Annotated in this window: 16 protein-coding genes and 1 tRNA gene; 2 read left to right on the top strand and 15 right to left on the bottom strand. The window is 59.0% G+C overall.

Features of this window, described 5'->3' with window-relative positions; all coding sequences use genetic code 11:
* Positions 1–115: 115 nt before the first annotated feature.
* The 12 genes from NSJP_RS05890 to NSJP_RS05945 all read right to left on the bottom strand — a co-directional run bounded on the left by NSJP_RS05890 (position 116) and on the right by NSJP_RS05945 (position 13,748).
* Complete coding sequence (locus tag NSJP_RS05890; protein WP_080885993.1) at positions 116–1,618, bottom strand: NADH-quinone oxidoreductase subunit N; 1,503 nt, start codon at positions 1,616–1,618, stop codon at positions 116–118.
* Positions 1,615–3,303, bottom strand: coding sequence for a complex I subunit 4 family protein (locus NSJP_RS05895; RefSeq protein WP_080885994.1), 1,689 nt, complete (start codon positions 3,301–3,303; stop codon positions 1,615–1,617). The genes NSJP_RS05890 and NSJP_RS05895 overlap by 4 nt, the downstream gene beginning before the upstream one ends.
* Before the next feature lie 4 nt (positions 3,304–3,307).
* On the bottom strand, positions 3,308–4,867 hold the full coding sequence (locus tag NSJP_RS05900; RefSeq protein ID WP_080885995.1) for a complex I subunit 4 family protein: 1,560 nt from the start codon (positions 4,865–4,867) through the stop codon (positions 3,308–3,310).
* 9 nt (positions 4,868–4,876) lie between these two features.
* Entirely contained in the window at positions 4,877–6,841 is a 1,965-nt protein-coding gene (gene nuoL, locus NSJP_RS05905; RefSeq protein ID WP_080885996.1) for an NADH-quinone oxidoreductase subunit L, read from the bottom strand.
* A 45-nt stretch (positions 6,842–6,886) separates the two neighbouring features.
* The gene (nuoK, locus tag NSJP_RS05910) at positions 6,887–7,189 is read right to left on the bottom strand and encodes an NADH-quinone oxidoreductase subunit NuoK (protein ID WP_080885997.1); all 303 of its coding nucleotides are present in this window, start codon (positions 7,187–7,189) and stop codon (positions 6,887–6,889) included.
* Between the two features lie 3 nt (positions 7,190–7,192).
* Entirely contained in the window at positions 7,193–7,714 is a 522-nt protein-coding gene (locus tag NSJP_RS05915; RefSeq protein ID WP_080885998.1) for an NADH-quinone oxidoreductase subunit J family protein, read from the bottom strand.
* A gap of 8 nt (positions 7,715–7,722) precedes the next feature.
* Complete coding sequence (gene nuoI, locus NSJP_RS05920) at positions 7,723–8,310, bottom strand: NADH-quinone oxidoreductase subunit NuoI (protein WP_080885999.1); 588 nt, start codon at positions 8,308–8,310, stop codon at positions 7,723–7,725.
* Between the two features lie 18 nt (positions 8,311–8,328).
* Positions 8,329–11,016, bottom strand: coding sequence for a molybdopterin-dependent oxidoreductase (locus tag NSJP_RS05925; RefSeq protein WP_080886000.1), 2,688 nt, complete (start codon positions 11,014–11,016; stop codon positions 8,329–8,331).
* 58 nt (positions 11,017–11,074) lie between these two features.
* Positions 11,075–12,217, bottom strand: coding sequence for an NADH dehydrogenase (quinone) subunit D (gene nuoD, locus NSJP_RS05930; RefSeq protein WP_407938652.1), 1,143 nt, complete (start codon positions 12,215–12,217; stop codon positions 11,075–11,077).
* 116 nt (positions 12,218–12,333) lie between these two features.
* Positions 12,334–12,837: an NADH-quinone oxidoreductase subunit C gene (locus NSJP_RS05935; RefSeq protein ID WP_080886002.1), complete on the bottom strand. Its 504-nt coding sequence runs from the start codon at positions 12,835–12,837 to the stop codon at positions 12,334–12,336.
* A gap of 9 nt (positions 12,838–12,846) precedes the next feature.
* Positions 12,847–13,374: an NADH-quinone oxidoreductase subunit B gene (locus tag NSJP_RS05940; protein ID WP_155969928.1), complete on the bottom strand. Its 528-nt coding sequence runs from the start codon at positions 13,372–13,374 to the stop codon at positions 12,847–12,849.
* The gene (locus NSJP_RS05945) at positions 13,365–13,748 is read right to left on the bottom strand and encodes an NADH-quinone oxidoreductase subunit A (protein WP_080886004.1); all 384 of its coding nucleotides are present in this window, start codon (positions 13,746–13,748) and stop codon (positions 13,365–13,367) included. The genes NSJP_RS05940 and NSJP_RS05945 overlap by 10 nt, the downstream gene beginning before the upstream one ends.
* 518 nt (positions 13,749–14,266) lie before the next feature.
* Here NSJP_RS05945 and NSJP_RS05950 point away from each other — a divergent pair.
* Together NSJP_RS05950 and priA are read left to right on the top strand one after the other, a co-directional pair.
* Positions 14,267–15,814: an OmpA family protein gene (locus tag NSJP_RS05950; protein WP_080886005.1), complete on the top strand. Its 1,548-nt coding sequence runs from the start codon at positions 14,267–14,269 to the stop codon at positions 15,812–15,814.
* Positions 15,815–15,915: 101 nt separating this feature from the next.
* Positions 15,916–18,216 (top strand): replication restart helicase PriA, encoded by a 2,301-nt coding sequence (gene priA / locus NSJP_RS05955; protein ID WP_080886006.1) that lies wholly within the window; start codon positions 15,916–15,918, stop codon positions 18,214–18,216.
* Here the strand turns inward: priA and NSJP_RS05960 are convergent, their stop codons facing one another.
* The 3 genes from NSJP_RS05960 to NSJP_RS05970 form a co-directional block, all read right to left on the bottom strand.
* Positions 18,217–18,642: a hypothetical protein gene (locus tag NSJP_RS05960; protein ID WP_080886007.1), complete on the bottom strand. Its 426-nt coding sequence runs from the start codon at positions 18,640–18,642 to the stop codon at positions 18,217–18,219.
* A gap of 89 nt (positions 18,643–18,731) precedes the next feature.
* Positions 18,732–19,103 carry a response regulator gene (locus NSJP_RS05965; RefSeq protein WP_080888523.1) on the bottom strand — a complete coding sequence of 124 codons (372 nt, stop codon included), beginning with the start codon at positions 19,101–19,103 and terminating at the stop codon, positions 18,732–18,734.
* Between the two features lie 234 nt (positions 19,104–19,337).
* Positions 19,338–19,421: transfer RNA gene (locus NSJP_RS05970), tRNA-Leu, on the bottom strand.
* Positions 19,422–19,594 lie beyond the last annotated feature (173 nt).

Consider the following 19,594-nt stretch of genomic DNA (forward strand, 5'->3'; position numbering starts at 1 on the left):
CGGTCAGCGGGACGGGCACGGGCGCCAGCTTACGGAACTCTACTCTGGGCCTGACCGTGCTGCAAGCAATATTTCAGTCGAAGACCGAGAGAGACCGTGGGGAACCGGCGAGGTATCAGCCGCCGGATGGAATGACCGGTGGAGGAACGGGAAGTGAGGCGGCGGGGCCGGCGAGGTCGGTGAACATCATCGTCGCCGCGACTACCCAATCGATGGCGGGTTGCGGATACACGCCGATGATCAGCGTGCCGGCCAGTCCGATGTACACGACGGCCTTCATCGGTCCGGACACCGTCAACGGTGACGGGTCGTGGGGTTCGACGATGTACATCTTCTTGACGACGATCAGGTAGTAATACATCGAAATGACGATGTTGATCAGTCCGACGGTAATCAGGGTATACAGGCCTTCCTTGATGGCGGCCACGAAGATGTACAACTTGCCGATGAACCCTGCCAACGGCGGCACGCCGGCCAGGGACAGCAGGAAGATGAGCATTGAGAAGGCCAGGAAAGGCGAGCGCCGGCCCAGGCCGCTGTAATCGTCGATTTCTTCGCTGCCGATGGCCTGGCTGACCGCGATCACGATGGCGAAGGCGCCGAGATTCGCGAACAGATACGTCAAGAGGTAGAACAGGATCGCGTCGTTCCCCATTTTTGTTCCGGCGGCCAGGCCGATCAGCACATTGCCGACTTGGGCGATCCCGGAATAGGCCAGAAGCCGTTTGATGTTCCGTTGGGCAATGGCCACGATGTTGCCGTACGTCATGGAAAGGACGGAAGCCGCCACGAGGATCAATACCCAGGTCGGTTTGAACGTGGCGAGCGCGACGAAGAACATGCGCAGGAGGATCGCGAAAGCCGCGCCTTTGGGCGCAATGGACAGGAACGCAGTCACCGGCGTCGGCGAGCCGTGATACGTGTCGGGAATCCACGAATGAAACGGCACCGCCCCGATCTTGAATCCCAGGGCTCCGAAGATGAGGAGGAAGCCGATGATGAGACCCGGCGTGGCTTGGGCGGATTTCATGTCGGAAAAGACGAGCTTGCCCGTTTCGCCGTAGACCAGGCTGATGCCGTAGGCCAACAGACCGGCGGCGAAGACTCCCAGAATAAAGAACTTCAGTCCGGCTTCGTTGGAGGCCACGTCCTCGCGCAGATAGGACACCAGCACGTAGAACCCGAAGGTCGAGAATTCCAACGTGACGAAGACCGAGAGCAAGTCGTTGGCCGAAGCCATGAACATCATGCCCAGAGCCGACATGGCGACCAGGAAGTAGTATTCGCCGCGGAAAAACGTGAAGCGGTGCACGAACTCGATGGAGGCCAGGATGACCAGGATCGTCGCGGCCACGATGAAAATCTTGAAAAACAGGGCCATGCGGTCGACCACGAACATATTTGCGAACAGGGTGCCGGTGAGTCCGAACAGGTCGAAACAGATCAAGCAGGCCAGTGTGATGCCGAGGCCGGCGATACTCAGATAGGCCAGGTTCTCTTTCGGCAGACGGGGAAACGAGAAATCCACGATCAGCAGCACGCAGAGCCAGCAGGTCAGAATGATTTCCGGCAGCAGAAGGAGCAAATCCGCGGGAGACATGTTCAACGAAAAAGTCATGGCGCGACCTCCGAGGCCCGGCGGGCCAGGTGAGGAAGCGCCGGATTTGCGGTATCGCCGAGCGAGGGAACGGCCGCCGGCACGGCATCAAGAGGCATCGACGCCACCGGGACGACGCGCGTGACCCTGGCGACGAGCGGATCGACCCCCGAACGCACGACATTGTACAGGTGCATCGGGAAGAGGCCGAATCCCACGCTCACCGCGATCATGATCAAGAGCGGTACGCGGTCCACCATGGCGATGGCGTCGTGCGAGTGGCTGTATTTCTGGTCCATCGGGCCGTAGAAGAGTCCGCGCATCATCTTGAAGAGGTAAGCCAGCGTGAGAACGATGCCGACGACGGCGATGATGACTTGGAACGGATACTTGTTCCAGCTTCCCACGATGATCATGACCTCGGCGATGAAGTTTACGGTGCCGGGCATCCCGATGGAGGCCATGCAGCCGACGACGAAACAGCCGGCGATGAACGGCATCCGGTTGGATAAGCCGCCGAGTGAGGGAATGTCGCGCGTGTGGGTTTGATCGTACACCCAGCCCGCCATGGCGAAGAGCATGCCGGTGGCCATGGCATGGGCGAACATGTAGATCACCGCTCCGCTGAGACTGATGTAATCCAGGGCGGCCATTCCAAGGAAGACATAGCCCATGTGGCTGGAACTGGAATAGCCGATGACGTATTTCGTGTCCTTCGCATAGTAGGCGACGAAGCCCCCGTAGATGATGCTGAAGACACACAAGACTGCGGCAATCGGCATCAGTTCGCGAGTCGTCTCCGGCAGGATCTCAAAGGCGACGCGAATAATAGAGAAGTGCCCGAGTTTCATTAGGACGCCGGCGTGCAGCATGCTGGTGGCGGCCGGTGCAGCCGCGTGGCCCACCGGCGACCAGGAGTGCAAGGGCCAGATCGGCGCGATGGACGCGAAGCCGAAAAAGATCAGCAGCCAAATGATCTTGTCCAACGTGGTTCCGAGGACGGGAATATTCATCAACTTCGCGTGTTCCCGCAATTGGAGAATGTCGAAGGTATTCAGTCCTGAGTACTTGTAGATGAGCAGGATGCCCATGAGTGCCGCGACTGCGAACGCCGAGAGGAAGAGCACCAGCTTCATGGCCGCGTATTCTTTGCTGTTGGCCCCGAAATTGAAGATAAAGCCGACGGAATCCCGAAGTTTCATGCCCTCGGAATCCGTCATCTCGAGATATTTCTTGGTGTGACTCCCCCACATGCCGAGCAGCAGGTACATGGGAATCACGGACATTTCATAGAAGAAATACAGGAAGAACAGATCCAGGGACATGAATACGCCGATCGTGGCAGCGGCGAGAATCAGCAGCCAGATGTAGAACTCCTTCGTGCGATCCTTGATGTGCCAGGACACGAAGATGCCGGCGAACAACAGGATGGATGATGCGAGCACCAGGGGGGTGCCGATCCCGTCGACGCCCAGATGCAGGGAGATGCCAAGCTGCCTGGACCATTCGAACTTTTGGACGAATTGAAAACCGCCCGCGACGGGGTCGTAGGCATAGAACACATACAAGGACATCAGAAGAGAGACGAAGGCCGAGAAGCACGCGATGCCCCGTACGAGCATGGCCTGGCGATTCGAGACGAAGATCAGTGCGATGGCACCGGCAAACGGCGCGAATAAAATGTACAGCAGGGCGTAGTCGCTCATAGCGTCAATCGACTTTCTCCTGTGACGGGATTCCGGCGGCCGCCACGGTGGCGTGATTGAGCCGATCGACCAAGGCCTGCACCGATCCGTTCATCATGCGCAAAAAGGGAGCCGGATACAGTCCGATCCAGAGGATCATGACCGAAAGGGAGACGGCGATCACCATTTCCCGCGGGTGGAGGTCGGCGATCGTATCCTTTACCGCCTGCCCGACTGGTCCGAGAATCGCCCGTTCGTAGTACCAGAGAAAATAGGCTGCGCCGGTAATGATGCCGGTCACGGCGATCGCTCCGTAGAGCCAGTTGGCCTTGAACGTGCCCAGCAGGATCAGAAATTCGCCGACGAATCCGTTCGTGCCCGGCAACCCGATCGACGCGAGGCCGATCAGCAGGAAGAAGGACGCCAGTAAAGGGGTATGTTTCGCCATTCCCCCGAATGCGGCCAGTTGTGTGGTGTGCTGCCTCGTATAGAGGAAGCCGGCGATGAAAAAGAGGCCGGCCGTGCTGAATCCTAAATTGATCATGGTGAGCAGGCTGCCTTGGAGGCCCTGATAATTGAGGGCGAACAGGCCGACCACGACGAATCCGAGGTGGCTGATGCTGCTGTAAGCCAGAAGCCGGCGCAAGTCGAGCTGGACGAGCGCCATGATGGCCCCGTACACGATGGCCGCCAGTCCCAGAATCATGACCACGAGTACCACGGTCTTGCTCATGGCCGCATCGGGGAGGAGCGGGATGCTGAAGCGCAGAAATCCGAACGTGCCCAATTTCACGCCCGCCAGCATGACGGCCATGCCCACCGGACCTTCCAAAAGGGCATCCGGCAGCCAGGTATGAAACGGGAAAACCGGGGCTTTGAATGCAAAACCGAGGAACATCAGCCAGAAGATCAATACTTGTTGGCTGAGCGGGATGGGGACGGTCAGGAGTTCGAGAAAGTCAAAGGAATAGGGCCGGTCCATGTGATGGACCATCGCCCAATTATGGTAGTTGATGTCCAACAGGGCGATGCCGACCAGCATGAATACGCTGCCCAGAAGGGTATACAGGACATACTTCAGGGCCGCGTAGTGCCGCTCGGCCCCTCCTCCCCACAGCTTGATCAGGAAGTAACTCGGAATCAGCATGAGCTCCCAGAAGACAAAAAACAGAATGAGATCCAGGGAGATGAAGATGCCCATGGTGGCCGTTTCCAACGCCAGCAGGGCCATCATGTAGAGCTTCAGCTGATGGCGAATCGTATCCCAGGAGTAGATGACCACGAGCACGGTCAAAAAGGCCGTCAGTCCGACGAACAACACGCTGATGCCGTCGACGGCCAGGTGGTAGCTGATGCCCAGCGCCGGGATCCATTGGACCTTCTCGACGAATTGCATGGCCGCCGAATCCGGCACGAAGCGGACCATGACGAAGATCGTCAGGGCCAGTTCGATCAGGGAGACCGCGAGGGCGGACGTCCTCAGCATGTCTTCCTCGTCGATCAGCCACAGGAGGGCGGCGCCGGCGAGCGGAAAGAACAGGATGCAGGACAGGATCGGAAACGTGGACGAGAGTTCTTCTAACATGCTCGTGATTTACCGCTGTACGATGAATTGCACGACCAGCGCCAGCAAGAACAGCCCCGCCACAATAATTGCGGCGTAGTGATGGACCATCCCGCTTTGCAGCTGGCGCCATTGCCTGGCAATCAGATGATTGCCGTACCCGATGACGTTGAGGCCGCCGTAGATGACGTACTTCTCGAGCCAAGTCGACCCCGCGGCACCGAGTTCCGCCAGTTGGCCGACGCCTCGTACGAGGCCGTCGATGACGGTGCGGTCGAACCAATCCAGCAGAAGGCCGAGCTTTTTGGTCGGCTCGACGAACAGAAAATCATAGAGCTCGTCGACGTAATATTTGTTCAACAGGAGCCGATACACAGGCTCAGTCATCGCCGCCAAGCGGTCAGGGGTGGTCGGAGAAATGCTGTAGAAATAGTGGGCCAATCCCCAGCCGAGGAAGGCGATTCCGGTGGCGATCATCATCAGAGTCAGGACCAAGCCGGTGCTCGCGTCGTGTTCGCCGCTCGCGCCCACGACCGGAGCCAGGAAATGATGCAGCCAGCCCTGTTCCGGGGGAAAGCCCAGAAAGCCGCCGATAAGCGAGAGTCCGCCGAGAACGGTCAAAGGAGCGATCATGACCGTGGGGGACTCATGCACATGCGCCTCGGTGTGATGATCCATGCGCGACTGACCGTAGAACGTCAGATACGTCAGACGGAACATGTAAAAAGCGGTGAGGAACGCTCCGACTGCAGCCATGCCGTACAACAGGTACCGGTGATGGGTGAAGGCATGGGCCATGATCTCGTCTTTGCTCCAAAAGCCCGCCAACGGAGGAATGCCGGCGATGGCGATGGTGCCGATGAGAAAGAGGCGATAGGTCCACGGAATCTTGGAGCTCAGTCCCCCCATGTGCCGGATATCCTGCTCTCCTCCCAGCGCGTGGATGACGGATCCGGCGGAGAGGAACAACAGGGCTTTGAAGAACGCGTGCGTCATCAGATGGAAGACGGCGGCGGTGTAGGCGCCGATCCCGCATCCCAGAAACATGTAGCCGAGTTGGCTGACGGTGGAATAGGCCAACACCCGCTTGATGTCGGTTTGCACCAGCCCGATCGTAGCGGCAAACAGCGCCGTTGCTCCGCCGATCAGGCCCACGACCTCCAGCGCCGTGGGGGATAAGTCGAAGATGGCGTGATTGCGGACGATCATGTACACCCCCGCCGTTACCATGGTGGCGGCGTGGATCAGCGCACTGACGGGGGTCGGACCTTCCATCGCGTCGGGAAGCCAGGTATAGAGCGGAATCTGTGCCGATTTCCCGACGGCCCCCACGAGCAGACACAGCGCGATGGCCGTGGCCATGTCGGGAGACAGCCGGCCGACCTGCGAAAAGATCTGGGTGTAGTCCAGCGTGTGAAAGTTGATGAAGACGAGAAAAATGGCCAGGAGGAAGCCGGCGTCTCCGATGCGGTTGACGACGAAGGCTTTCGACGCCGCCTTGGCCGCCGAGACCTTGTCATAGTAGTACCCGATCAAGAGGTAGGAGCAGAGCCCCACGCCCTCCCACCCGATGAAGAGGACGACATAGTTGTTGCCCATCACGAGGAGGAGCATCGACACCATGAAGAGGTTCATGTAGGTGAAGAAGCGGGTGAAACCGGTTTCCCCATGCATGTACCCCACGGAATAGACGTGGATGAGGAAGCCGACGCCCGTCACCACCAGCAGCATGATGCAGGTGAGGGGATCGACGAGATAGGCCAGATTGATTGTCAGGTCACCGCCGAAAATCCATTGATATGCCACGACTTCTCGCGCAGCGCCGGAGCGAAGGACGTCGATGAATACCCCGATCGTCGAGAGGAACGAGAGTCCCACCGAACCGCACGCGAGGCGATGGGCCGTTTCATGCGACCAGCGGCTGCCGGCCAATCCGTTGGCGATGGCGGCCAGAAGGGGAAACACCGGGATCAATTTGATCAGGAGATGGGTCACGTTATGTTCCTGTTTCCGGCTGAGGCGGCCTGACGCATTCCGCGGTTACCACTTCAACAGACTCATTTCATCGACATTGGTCGAAATTTTCCCGCGGAACACCACGATGATGATCGCAAGGCCGACGGCCGCCTCCCCGGCGGCGATCGCAATGACAAAGAGCGCGACGAGCTGGCCGGCCATCGATTCCAGATAATGCGAGAAGGCGACGAGATTGATGTTGGCCGCGTTCAACATGATTTCCACGGCCATCAGGACGATAATGAAGTTCCGGCGGATCAGAACGCCGAGCAATCCCGTAATGAAGAGGATGGCGCTGACGGTCACGTATGCGGAAAGAGGGATCACGGACTATTCCCGGCCTGCATCGACGGGTTTCGGAGTCTTCGCGAGGACGATGGCCCCGATAATGGCTCCCAGAAGGAACACGCCGACGATTTCGAATTGCAACAGGTAATCGCTGAACATCTTGATTCCGACCGCGAAGGTGTTCCCGTCCTGCAAGATCGCCTGTGCCGGCGCGTCCCCCTTGGCGCCGCCGAACGGAGAACGGAACAACTGTACCAGGACATAGAGCGATCCCAAAACGGCGGGGACCAGAAAGTACGTCCAGGATGTATGGAAGTACCGCTCCTCCGTCTTGAGATTCAGGAGCATCAGCACGAACAGATACAGGACGAGGATGGCCCCGGCATACACCACGACTTGCACCGCCCACAAGAATTCGGCATTGAGCAGGATGAAAAGGCCGGAGACGTGAAGGAGCAGGGCCAGGAGCGCGAGGCCGCAATGAACGGGGTTCTTGAGGGCCACGGTCATCACCGCGGCGGCGATGCTCATCAGCGCAAAATAGGCAAAGAACAGTGAAATCATGGTCGGAATCAGCTCAAATGCTTCGGCGTCGACTGCGTGGCCTTCGCCACGGATTGCGGGAAATAGTACCGATATTCCCGGCTTTCCTCGACGTTCTTTTCCTGGTTGTGGGCGTAGAGATATTTCTTCGCGTCGTCCAAATGACGTTCGCCGATGTCGTACAAACGTTTCTTGTCGAACATGAGCGTTCGTTTGTCGTGCGTGGAAAACTCGTAGACTTTCGTCATGGCCAACGCGTTGACGGGGCAGGCTTCGACGCAGTACCCGCAGAACACGCACTTGGTGATGTCGATATAGAACTCGCTGGCATAGCGTTGAAGGGGGCGCTCGGCGTCCTCCGCACTGATGACCTTGATGCAGCGTGAGGGACAGGCGGCTTCGCACAGGTCGCACCCCACACACCGTTCGCGTCCGTCGTCGTAGCGCAACAGTCCCAACGCCCCCCGATGCGTGTCCGGAATCGTCCGTTGCTCCCGGGGATATTGAAAGGTGATCGGCTTGTGGAACATGTGTTTGAACGTGACTTTCATCGCGTCCCAGATCTCATAGAAGAGCGCCGCTTGAAGAACTTTCTTTGTCAGTGTGCCTACGCTCATGTTCGTCTCCGTTGCACCCTAGACCGCTTCGATCGTGACGGGCGTCTGCTTAAACGAGGGGACGCCGGTCACGGGATCCACATGCACGGCCATGAGATCCTTGACGGGCGGGTCGTTGAAGTGTTCAGGGAAGAAGCAGGTGCCCGGCGCAAGCGTATGATCCCGTTGGACCCCGATCTTCAACTCACCGTGATCCGAGGTCACGCGGACCATGCTGCCGTCGCCCAAACCAAGGCGTTCCATATCCGATGCATTCATGCCGATGCGGCTTGTGTTGGGTGCAATCTTGATCAGTCCCGGCGCCGCCGTGGAAAGCTTGCCCGAGTGGTAGAGCAATTGGCCCATGAGCAGCGTAAACGGACGGCGGGAGTCGGGACCGGACGCCTTGTACCGTGCCGTGACGCCGCTGCCGTAGCCGTTTGAGAGATAGCGGTTCGCGGTCGGAACGATCCTGCGCGGTTGCCCGAGGTTGTAATACCCGGGGAGCAGCTTCATGATCTCGCTTTGAATGTCGTTGGCCGATTCGTATTCCCACCGGCACCCCAGGCCGCTTGCCAGGGCCGCCATGATGTGCCAATCGGGTACGCTTTCTCCGACGGCATCCATCGCCTGCCGGACGCGCAGCACCCGGCCTTCCAGATTCGTGAAAGTGCCGTCTTTTTCGGCGTAGGTGGATGCCGGAAGGACGACATGCGCCAGTCGGGCGGTGTCCGTCAGGAAGGGATCCTGGACCACGAGAAGGTCCAGACGCTCCAATGCCGCCTTCACCTCCAGGGACGCAGGCAGCGTCGCCAAAGGGTTTTCCCCGACCACGTAGAGCGCGCGGATCTGGCCGCTCCGGCAACGTTTCAGAATCTCGATCAGATTGGCGCCCGTTCCAACGGCCGGAAGCGTCACGTCCCAGGCTTTGGCCAGCCGGTCACGCATCGCGTCATCTTCGAAGGCGACGAGGCCCGGCAGGAACTCGGGCGCCACGCCCATGTCCGCCGCACCCTGTTCGTTGGCTTCCTCCGTCACGGTATTCACGCCGCAGCCGGGCTTTCCCAGTTTCCCCGTAATCCAGGCGAGGTCGATCAGCTTCAGGACGTTGTGATAGCCGTCCGGCTGTCGCACGATACCTTCGGCGCAAAGCACGATCGATCGAGGCGATTCGGCAAAGATGGCGGCCGTTTCTTTCAAGTTGTCGACGGTCAGGCCGATCTTGGACGCGAGTTGCTCCAGCGAGAGGTTCGCCAGCGCCGCTTTCAGCGCAGCGAAGGCCTGCGGATGGGCGGAGACGGCTTCTTCGTCCACCAGATCGAGTTCGATGGCTGCCTTGACGAGCGCGTCGATCACCAGTCCTTCGGTGCCCGGCTTGATGAGAAATGGGTGCGAGGCCAGCTTGCCGATATTGGTGATGCGGGAGTCAAACACCATGACCTGCGCTTTGTACACGCGGATCGCTTCCTTGATTCTCACCGCGGTGAGCGGATTGGTTTCGGTCAGGTTCGAGCCGATGATGATGACCGCCTTCGCTTTGGTCAGGTCTTCCCAATCGTTGGGCGTACGGCCGAGGCCCAGGGCGTATTTGGCGGCGCGGACGAAATTCATATGGCCGTAGCGCGCACTGCTGTCGAGGTTATTGGTGCGAAACCCGCCCCGCATGAGTTTCTGGAACAGGTACAACTCCTCGTTCGTGCAACGGGCGGTGATCAGGCCGGCAATGGCATCGGATCCGTGCTTTTTCCTGATCTCGGTGAATCGGTCGACGGTCGTGTGCATGGCCTCCAGCCACGGCACTTCGACCAAGCAATCCTCTTTTCGAAGCAGCGGTTGTTTCAGACGGACCGGCGAGTCGATGTATTCGAACCCGAATCGTCCTTTGACGCAGATCCCGCCGTGCCCCTTCGAGGTATCGGCACGGTCGCCCCATTTGTTCTTCCACGACAGGGGCGACGTGACCCGAACGACTTCCGAATCCTTGGTCTCCACGTGTATCTGGCAGCCGTCGCCGCAGTAATTGCAGGTCGTGGTCGTCTTCTTCATCTGCCAGGGTTTGTACAAGTACTTGGAGAACTTGTTCGTGATGGCGCCCACGGGACAGACGGCGAGGCAGTCTCCGCAGAATTCGCAGGACAGCGGAAGGTCTCCCTTGGCCACGACCTGGTTGAAGCCGCCTTTTTTCATGAACTGCAGCGCATCGATCATCAGCACGTCTTTGCAGACGTTGATGCATTCCGCGCAGGCGATGCAGCGGTTCATGTTGAAGTCGAGCACCAGGCTGCGGGTGTCTTCCGGGATGAATTTCTGTTTGGCGTTGGGCAGATTCGTGACGCCGTGGTGAAACGCCATGTCCTGCAATTCGCAATGCCCGTCGGCATCACAGACCGGACAGTCGAGCGGATGCACCGAGAGATGTTTCTCGACGGCCTTCTTTCTGGCTTGAAACAGATCGTCCCCTTCGGTCCGGATGATCATGCCGGCCGCCGCTTTGGCCGTGCAGGACCGAACTGGAGCCTTCTTGCCCTCCTGCATCACCAAGCACATGCCGCAGGAGCCGAACGGATCGAACGTGTAGTGGTAGCACATCGCCGGAATGATCTTGCCGGTGCTCGAGATGACGTCATACAGTGACACGCCGTCTTTGGCGCTGACGGTCTTGCCGTCGATGGTCAACTCGATGGTCGCGGCTTCAACTTCCGGATTTGTGGCCGGTTTCAGTCCCATGGTTCCTCAATGCGGTGAGCCGGTGAACGGACGCCGGGGTTGAAAACCCCGACCGGTTCTATCGATCGCACTCTCCCATGACGATGTCGTATGTACCGAAGAGCGTAATCGCGTCCGCAATCATGTATCCCCTCGACATGTGATCGAATGCACCCATGTGGATGAACGAGGGAGCGCGGATCTTCAATCGGTACGGCTTGCCTCCACCCGTGCTGACGATGTAGAAGCCCAATTCTCCCTTGTGGGCTTCGGTCCCGCAGTAGATCTCTCCGGGCGGAGCGTTGAATCCCTGCGAAAAAAGCTTGAACTGTTGAATCATGGCCTCCAAATTCGTGAAGACCCGTTCCTTCGGCGGCAACGTCACGCTAGGAACATCGGCCATGATCGGACCTTCCTGCAGCTGCTCCAGGCACTGCCGGACAATCTTCACGCTTTCATAGAGTTCCATGACGCGGATCCAGTACCGGTCGTACGTGTCTCCGTTCTTCCCGAGCGGTACGTTGAACTCGCATTTCGGATAGGCCGAGTAGGGTTCGGCCTTGCGCAAGTCATAATCCACGCCGGACCCCCGGAGCGTCGGTCCGCTCAGCCCGAAGCTGACGGCATCTTCCGCGGAGATCACAGCCACGCCTTTCGTCCTTGCGACCCAGATGCGATTCTTTTCGAGGAAGACGATATATTCGTCGATCTTGGGAGGAAAATAGTCCAGGAACTGCTTCAATTTGGCCAGCAGCGCGGGCGTAAAATCCCGTTCGACTCCGCCGATACGATACCAGCTGGTCGTCAGCCGGGCTCCGCACAGTTCATCAAACCAATCAAGCAGGATTTCCCGGTCCCGGAAGCAATAAAAAAACACGGTCATCGCGCCGATGTCGAGCGCTTGCGTACCGAGCCAGAATTGATGGCCGATGATCCGCTGAACTTCGGCGACGATGGTGCGGAGATACTCGGCCCGCTCCGGCACGGTGATGTTCATGAGTTTTTCGACCGCGCGACAGTAGGCGAAGTTGTTGTACATCGCGCAGACGTAGTCGAGTCGATCGGTATGAGGGATGAACTGGTGATAGGTGCCTTCTTCCGCCAGTTTCTCCACGCCCCGATGGAGAAATCCCATCACCGGTGTGGATTTGACCAGACGCTCTCCCTCCAGCTCGAGAATGACTTTCAGTACGCCGTGCGTACTGGGATGCTGCGGACCCATATTGAGCAGCAGCTCTTCCGTGCGGAGCGTCGGGAGCGTCTCGCTTTCCGGGTGTTCCGGATCGACTTTGTAGACCGTTGTGCGTTGATCTTCAAACGCCATGGTTCGCCTGGTTCTTAGCGTGGGGTCTCGTCCAGGAAATCAAACGTGTCGCGCCATCCCTTGCCGCGAAGCGGAAAATCCTTCCGCAGGGGGTAGCCTTCGGTATAGTCGTCCGGCATGAGGATGCGGCGGAGATCGGGGTGGCGACGAAATCTGATGCCCATCATGTCGTACACTTCCCGTTCCATGAAATCCGCGCCTTTCCAAAGGTCGGTCAAGGAGTCCACGACGCAATCTGCTTCCGGTACGCGCGTCTTGAGCCTGATTCTGTGGCGCTTGCGGATGGAATAGAACTCGTACACGACTTCAAAGCGCAATTCGTCGTCCGGCCAATCGACGGAGCTGACGTGCACGATGTAGTCAAAGTCCATCGCCGGATCGTCGTGCAGGAACTGGGCGACCTCGTGGAGTTTTTCCCGGCGGACCGTCACCGCCAGGTCCCCGCGCCATTCGACGGCCTGGAGAAATGCCTCGCCGAAATTCTCTTGAATGCGATTCGATACGTGCTGGAGAGACATGGACGCTCGTTATGCTTTGACGCGCGGTCTGACCTGCTCGGGCTGCTTCACGAACACCCGCTTTTGCATGATCCGCTCTTGTAGTTTCAAAATGCCGTCGAAGAGAGCCTCGGGAGTGGGAGGACAACCGGGAACATAAATATCCACGGGCACGAACCGGTCGACTCCCTGCACCACACTGTAACTGTCGTAAATGTTTCCGGAGGTCGCGCATGATCCCATCGCGATGACGTACTTGGGCTCCGGCATCTGGTCGTAAATTTTCCGGATGACCGGGGCCATGCGGCGGCAGACGGTCCCGGCTACGATCATGAGATCCGATTGTCTTGGGGAGGCGCGAAACACTCCGGCGCCATAGCGGTCCATGTCATAGCGCGAGGACACGGCCGCAATCATCTCAATGGCGCAGCATGCCAGACCGAAGGTCATCGGCCAAAGAGAACCTTTCCTGGCCCAGTTCACGGCTTTTTCGACGGTCGTCGTGATGACGTCCGGCGCCCCGTCCTTTTCCTGTCGGCCCAGTTGAATCAGTCCCATTCCAGGGCTCCCTTGCGCCATGCGTAGACGTAAGCCACCACAAATAATGCGATGAAAATCAGCATTTCGACCAGCCCGATCAGTCCGAGCTTCTCGAAGGTGACGGCCCAAGGATAGAGAAAGATCACTTCGATGTCGAAAATCACGAACAGCATCGCGAAGATGTAATAGCGGACCGGGAACGGCATACGGGCGTCAGAAAACGGCTCGGACCCGCATTCGTAGGCTGAGAGTTTCTCCGGTTCCGGGTACTTGGGTTGAACCAAATAGCTGAGCAACAGCGTCACGAGGCCGAACGCCAGCGCGATAAAAATGAAAAGCAATATCGGAAAGTACTTCGTCAGATACTCGAGGAGTAACTCAATGCCACTCATCGAAATGACCTTTCAACACCTAGAGTTGCGTCAGAATGGGGGATCTTAGACGGCGGATTGGAGAGATAGCAAGCGTACAAAGGACCTAGGGGAGTTTGACCCCAAAAGTCCTAGAAAGACGGAGGAGTCGCTTCCGACCTTATTTTTCAGTCGTCGGATCGGCAGGCTGTTTCCGAGACTGTGACGGTGCTGTCATCAAGGCAGAAGGCATTCGAAGATGGGCCGGGGTGGTGTGGTCTGCACAGTCCCATTCCGGTTCCAGAGGAGAGAGGGCCGAAGCTTTTTTACGTCGGTGGATTTGCGTCTCAATCGGAGAGCGCCGGGGTCGTTCTGAAGGTTGGCGGGACTGTGCCGACATCCGTATTCCCTCGCGGATTACCGACCTCGTATCGGTGTGACGGTACCACCGGGTTTGACGTTGCGTCAATCATGGGACAAGTCGGCAATATTCTTGACAATCTGGGACTGTTTGCTAAGGTTCTTTCAATAGCATTGGTTTCCAACAAGAAGGACCACCTATGAGCATCTATTTCACTCGCACCGCATCGGCGTGCCTCCTCAGCGCGATGACCCTCGCACCCGTCGTGGCCTGGGCAGACGATCTGGACACGATTCGGTTCGGCGAGGCGGCGCTCAGCTTCGCCTCCGGCTCGATCCAGCGGACCACTCCGCAAGACGGGGTGGTGAACGTCACCACGGGGGACAATCAGACGACCGGTGATAGGATGCAACTGGGATTGCAGGACACCCTCTATCTGCGGCTGAAAAATCCGGCCGATGCATCGGTGGGCGATCTCTATACGGTCTTCAAGCGCGCTCGCAAGGTTTTCCATCCCGTGACCAGGGAATATTTGGGATATCTGGTCATTCGTCTTGCCGTCGTCGAAGTCGTTCAGGTCGACAAGACGCTCATCACCGTACGGGCGATCCGGGCCTACGGAGCGGTGTCCCCCGGTGATCCGGTGGCGAAGTTCGCGCTGCCGACCGAATCGGAGCCGGATTCGACTCCTTCCTCCGGGGCTGTCAACGGGATCGTCGTCGAACTCCAGGCCGACAAGGGCATGACGCTGGTGGCGCAACGTAATATCGTCTATGTCGATCGGGGCAGTCACGACGGCCTGCGGGCCGGCGATGTGGTGGAAGTCATTCGCTCGGGTGGGAACTTGCCGCCTAGGAACGTCGGAGAGATCAAGATTCTTTCGACTGAGGCGCGGACGTCGACCGCCTTGATTACGCGATCGACATCGCGAATTCTGCCCGGGGACCGCTTCCGCATCAAGGCCTCGGAGGGGGATGCCGTTCCCGTCTCTATGCCGGTTCCGCATGAAGTGCAGCCGCTGAATACGACTCGTCAGGACGCGAACGCTCTGCAGGCCGTGGAGGCTGTTCCCAGCCAGCTCAAAAACACACAGCCTGTGTCGCGCGAGACTCGGATCACGCTCAGCGATCCCATGAAGCAATTGCGATACGAATCGGGCGAGGCAGCGATCAGACCCGATGGCTATAAGATCCTGGACGCACTGACCGAATATTTGAAAACCGCACCGGCGGATCAGCTCATTCGCGTGGAAGGCCATGCCGACGACATGGAAATCGGTCCCGCCCTGAAATCGCGATACCAGACCAACTGGGATCTCTCGAAGGCACGCGCGAGCGGAGTGCTGCGGTATCTTGTCGAAAAAGGCGGGATCGATTCGGCAAGAATTTCGTCCGTGGGATACGGCGATACGAAACCCCTCGTGAGCAACGCAACAGAAGCCGGTCGACAAAAGAATCGTCGGGTGGACGTCGTGTTATATCTTCCGGAGTCCGACCCGACTCTCCCCGAGCAGACAAGGGGGGCTGTCATAGAAGAACGTGCGCAGAGGGTCGGTGGTCCGCCCGTGCACAAGTCGGAGGTCTCGATGGCCTCGGCCGACCAAGTCCCGGCTCCGCCGACTGTTACCGACAGAGTTCCGGAACGGGACAGTGCTGTTCAGGTCCAGACGGAGAAAGCGGCGGAGAGTGCCGCGGCGATCGCTCAGGAGCAACCGCCGGCCGAAGCATCCGTTCCTCTTCAGCCCTGACGGCTTCCTCGGTCATCAGGCGGAGCGGCATAAGAATAACTTGCCTGCTCCGCCTTCGCCCTTCCGTTGTTCCCTCTTTTCTTCTGCTGCTACAATGAGCCATGCGAGACGTTCCGCCCGCTGAGTCGCTCGGTGCCGCTCGGCGTCTCTACGCGGAGGTCGTCGTTCCACGACATATCAGAAGTTCATTTACCTATCTGGTGCCGTTGCATCTACGGCCGATCCTGCGAGTCGGACACTGTGTTCACGTTCCGTTCGGACGGGCGCGGCTCCAAGGCACCGTCGTTTCCCTCGGTGACCACCTTCCCGCCGGTTTGAGCCGAGAACGGCTCAAAGAGATCAGCTCCATTACGACAGCCGACGGACCCGATGAAATTTCGCCGGAGCTGCTTGCGCTTGCGAAGCGGGTGGCGGACTACTATGTCGCTCCCTTGGGACAGTGCCTGCGGCTGGTGTTGTCTCCTTCAACCGTCAGCACGAAGCGCGGGAGTCTTCTGAAGTTGACGACATCAGGTCGCGAAGCGTTGGCAACCGGGATTCTCGATGACCAGCCTCGTTCTTTGCTCGAGCGATTACGAAAGAAACCCGCCGGCATCAGGATGACCACGCTCTTGAAGCCCGGCCCTTTCGTACAAACGCACGTCATAGAGGATGTCATCCAGAAAGGCTGGGTCGCTCGAATTCAGTCACGAGCCGATCATGAAGAGTTTCCTGAGGTCGATTCAAGTCAGACGACCATGTCAACGATGCCTCCTGACGACGGATCCACGCTTGCGGACGATGCGATATCCCGTGCCCTTGAGTCACGCCTCCATGCCGTACTCGAAGGTGGCCGATCGGACACCCTGATTCTACAGGCCTCCCTCGCGGAACGGATGGAACTGCTGCACGGTTCGATTCACCGGACGCTTGCCAGCGGACGGTCGGTTCTCGTCTTGATCGGAGAAACAGATCGAGCGCGATGGGTGGCCGACAGGCTCACGCGGCGGGGTATTGTCGTTGCTTGCTATCTGCATGCGACATCGCCAGATGAAACGCGTGCGGAGGTGTGGCGTCGGGTGAAGGGCCCGGTACCGCAGGTCGTGGTGGGGACCAGGTCGGCCGTCTTTCTTCCCTTCTCGGCCTTGGGAATGATTTGGGTCGAGGCACCCGGCGATTCATCGCTCAAGGAACCACAGGAACCTCGCTATCATGCGCGGGACGTGGCGCGCTTTCGCATTGAGGCCGGGCAAAGCTTCCTGATTCTCGGCTGTTCCCGGATTCCGTTGGACATCGCCGATCCCATGGACGACTCGGGGACAATCGTACGCCAGTCGCCGGCGATGGAATCAACGCCGAACGTCGAGGTCGTGGACCTTCGCTCTTTCGGGAAAGGTGCGCTCGTGACCCCGCCGTTGCTTGACGCGATGCGTGAGGCGATCGACAGCCGATCCGGCGTCCTGCTTTTTCTCAACCGCAAAGGCTATGCGAACGCGCTGGTGTGTCGCGATTGCGGCCAAGTGCCTCGATGCGCATCCTGCCGGATTGCGTTGGCCTATTCGCGACGAACCGGACGGTTGCTGTGTTCGTATTGCGGGACATCCATAGCGCCTCCCGGCACCTGCCCGATCTGTTCAGGACACCGCCTGCAGCCGGTCGGTGAAGGGACCGAACGGGTCGAGGAAGAGGTCGGCCGCCTGTTTCCCGGTGCACGGGTGATGCGGGCCGACGGGGACAGCATGCGGAAGCCGTCGCAAGCAGCCACGGGGTGGAAAGCCATTCAAGACCGGCAGTGGGACGTGCTCATCGGAACGCAACTCGTCCTTCGCGACTATGCCGTACCCATGGTTGGTCTCGTCGGGGTCGTTCATTCGGACGTCAGCCTCAACGTTCCCGATTTCCGGGCAGCCGAGCGCAGCTATCACATGCTGTGTGACGCGATGGCATTGGCGCGTCCTGCCAAGGACGGGGGACGGATCGTCATTCAGTCTCACCTGCCGTCTCATCATGCCATTCAGGCCGTCGTTCACCGGGATGAGAGGATATTCGCCGCCGAGGAGCTGAGTCACCGAGCCGCTCTCGGATATCCACCGGCGGTTCACTTGATCGGGCTCTATGTGTCGGGAAGAGATCAAGGCCTGGTCGAGAAGGCCGCGTTGGAACTGGTCGATCGGCTTCGAGCGTCTCTGAATATGCCGGATAAGGCGTCGTTGGCCGGTCTAGGCGAGGATGCCGTGCTCGGACCGGTGGCACCTCCCGGAGCCCACGTTCGCGGGCGACATCGGCGGCAGATCCTGGTCAAGTCTGTTCGGCGGGAACAGGGAGTACGGTCGGTTCAGCAGAATCTTGAACTCCTCGAGAGTATCTATCGGAAGCACGTCGTCAAATTTGACGTCGACGTGGATCCCGTCGAGATGTGGTGATCAACGCTTCTTGCGTGAGCTCGCGCGCGCAGGCGGAAGCGTGTCGGCCACGGATTCCACGGTCGGTGTCGCCGACCGCTTGAATAATCCGTAGGAGAAGGCCAGCCAAAATGCGGCGGACAGAATGCCCGTGAGGGCGGCGGAGAGCAGCATACCCATCTGCTCGTCGGAGGGCTGAGCGGTTGAGGCGCGGAGCTGTTGCATCGTCAGGATCGGCCAGAGAAAACTCTCGATCCCCAACAACAAGGTGACCCACGCCCAGATCGTTGTGATGGTCTTGCCTCGCCAAGCCAGTAGTCCGGCGGCAACGGCGAAGACGATGCCCCCCCCGACGGGCGAGAGACGATCCCATGCCAGCCACGCGCCGATGGCGACGACGAGACTGCCTGCGAGCGAGTTGACGAGTAGGATCCAGAACGGGTGCATGCCGCATCATCCGATTCAGGCCAGTGTGCGTGCGGGGAGCGGCTTTGTCAACGCGGGACGGGCGGAGTGAGCGGAGTGAATGGAGGTTCTCAGGCAAGAAGTGCGGACTCGGCTGCTTCCAGCAGGGCTTTCATCTCAAAGGGTTTTTGCAGGGTGCTATATGCACCCAGCATTTTCGCGACATCCAGAAATCCCAGGACGCCGATCATGTCGCTGCCGCCGGTAATGGCGATGATCTTGGCGCCCGGCGCTTCGCGGCGTAAGACGGTAATACACTCCAACCCATCCTGATCGGGCATTAAGATATCCGTAATCACGACGTCCGCCGGTTGAAGGCGGTACTGCTCAAGCGCGTCCCGCCCGTTGCTGGCCTCTGCGACGCGATAGCCGGCTTCCTCGAATGTGGTTCGAATCAGTTGGCGAACCTGGTCTTCATCGTCGACGATTAGAATGGAGGGCATGGCGTTCCCCGTTCGCTCAAGGTCGTATTCTTCCATAGCATTGACTCAGTCCGACCGTGTGCGTCTTTTGGATCACTCTAGCATCCGCTGTACGGGAGGGCAAACAATTGGCGTCTTTCCGTATGGTGGGGCTGCGTATGTGAGGATTATCGTCGTGGAGCGGAGACAGAAATCGAAGAAAGAGACCATCGACGCTGTGCCCCGCCCTGCCTAACTATGCGAGCACAGTATCTTTGGTGCCGAAGGCGGGACTTGAACCCGCACGGCTTTCGCCACACGCCCCTCAAACGTGCGTGTCTGCCATTCCACCACTTCGGCACTTCAGGCACGCTGAACATGCCCTTCAACGTCGTTCTCGGTCGCCTGCTCCGTTGCGACGTCACAAGCTCGTACGCCTCGTTCGCAGGCTCTCAACGGCCTCGTTCACGGGCATGTTGAGCGCGCCTGAGAGGGGCGCTCTCGTGACTGCAGTCTCGTCGCGGGTCCATGTG

Source organism: Nitrospira japonica (assembly GCF_900169565.1).
In the GTDB taxonomy this organism is placed as follows: domain Bacteria; phylum Nitrospirota; class Nitrospiria; order Nitrospirales; family Nitrospiraceae; genus Nitrospira_C; species Nitrospira_C japonica_A.

Excerpts from the sequence above, each read along its gene's own strand:
- NSJP_RS05890 (WP_080885993.1), bottom strand. The coding sequence starts at position 1,618 with ATGACTTTTTCGTTGAACATGTCTCCCGCGGATTTGCTCCTTCTGCTG.
- NSJP_RS05895 (WP_080885994.1), bottom strand. The coding sequence starts at position 3,303 with ATGAGCGACTACGCCCTGCTGTACATTTTATTCGCGCCGTTTGCCGGT.
- NSJP_RS05900 (WP_080885995.1), bottom strand. The coding sequence starts at position 4,867 with ATGTTAGAAGAACTCTCGTCCACGTTTCCGATCCTGTCCTGCATCCTG.
- NSJP_RS05915 (WP_080885998.1), bottom strand. The coding sequence starts at position 7,714 with ATGATTTCACTGTTCTTTGCCTATTTTGCGCTGATGAGCATCGCCGCC.
- nuoI (WP_080885999.1), bottom strand. The coding sequence starts at position 8,310 with ATGAGCGTAGGCACACTGACAAAGAAAGTTCTTCAAGCGGCGCTCTTC.
- NSJP_RS05925 (WP_080886000.1), bottom strand. The coding sequence starts at position 11,016 with ATGGGACTGAAACCGGCCACAAATCCGGAAGTTGAAGCCGCGACCATC.
- nuoD (WP_407938652.1), bottom strand. The coding sequence starts at position 12,217 with ATGGGTCCGCAGCATCCCAGTACGCACGGCGTACTGAAAGTCATTCTC.
- NSJP_RS05935 (WP_080886002.1), bottom strand. The coding sequence starts at position 12,837 with ATGTCTCTCCAGCACGTATCGAATCGCATTCAAGAGAATTTCGGCGAG.
- NSJP_RS05940 (WP_155969928.1), bottom strand. The coding sequence starts at position 13,374 with ATGGGACTGATTCAACTGGGCCGACAGGAAAAGGACGGGGCGCCGGAC.
- NSJP_RS05945 (WP_080886004.1), bottom strand. The coding sequence starts at position 13,748 with ATGAGTGGCATTGAGTTACTCCTCGAGTATCTGACGAAGTACTTTCCG.
- NSJP_RS05950 (WP_080886005.1), top strand. The coding sequence starts at position 14,267 with ATGAGCATCTATTTCACTCGCACCGCATCGGCGTGCCTCCTCAGCGCG.
- priA (WP_080886006.1), top strand. The coding sequence starts at position 15,916 with ATGCGAGACGTTCCGCCCGCTGAGTCGCTCGGTGCCGCTCGGCGTCTC.
- NSJP_RS05960 (WP_080886007.1), bottom strand. The coding sequence starts at position 18,642 with ATGCACCCGTTCTGGATCCTACTCGTCAACTCGCTCGCAGGCAGTCTC.
- NSJP_RS05965 (WP_080888523.1), bottom strand. The coding sequence starts at position 19,103 with ATGCCCTCCATTCTAATCGTCGACGATGAAGACCAGGTTCGCCAACTG.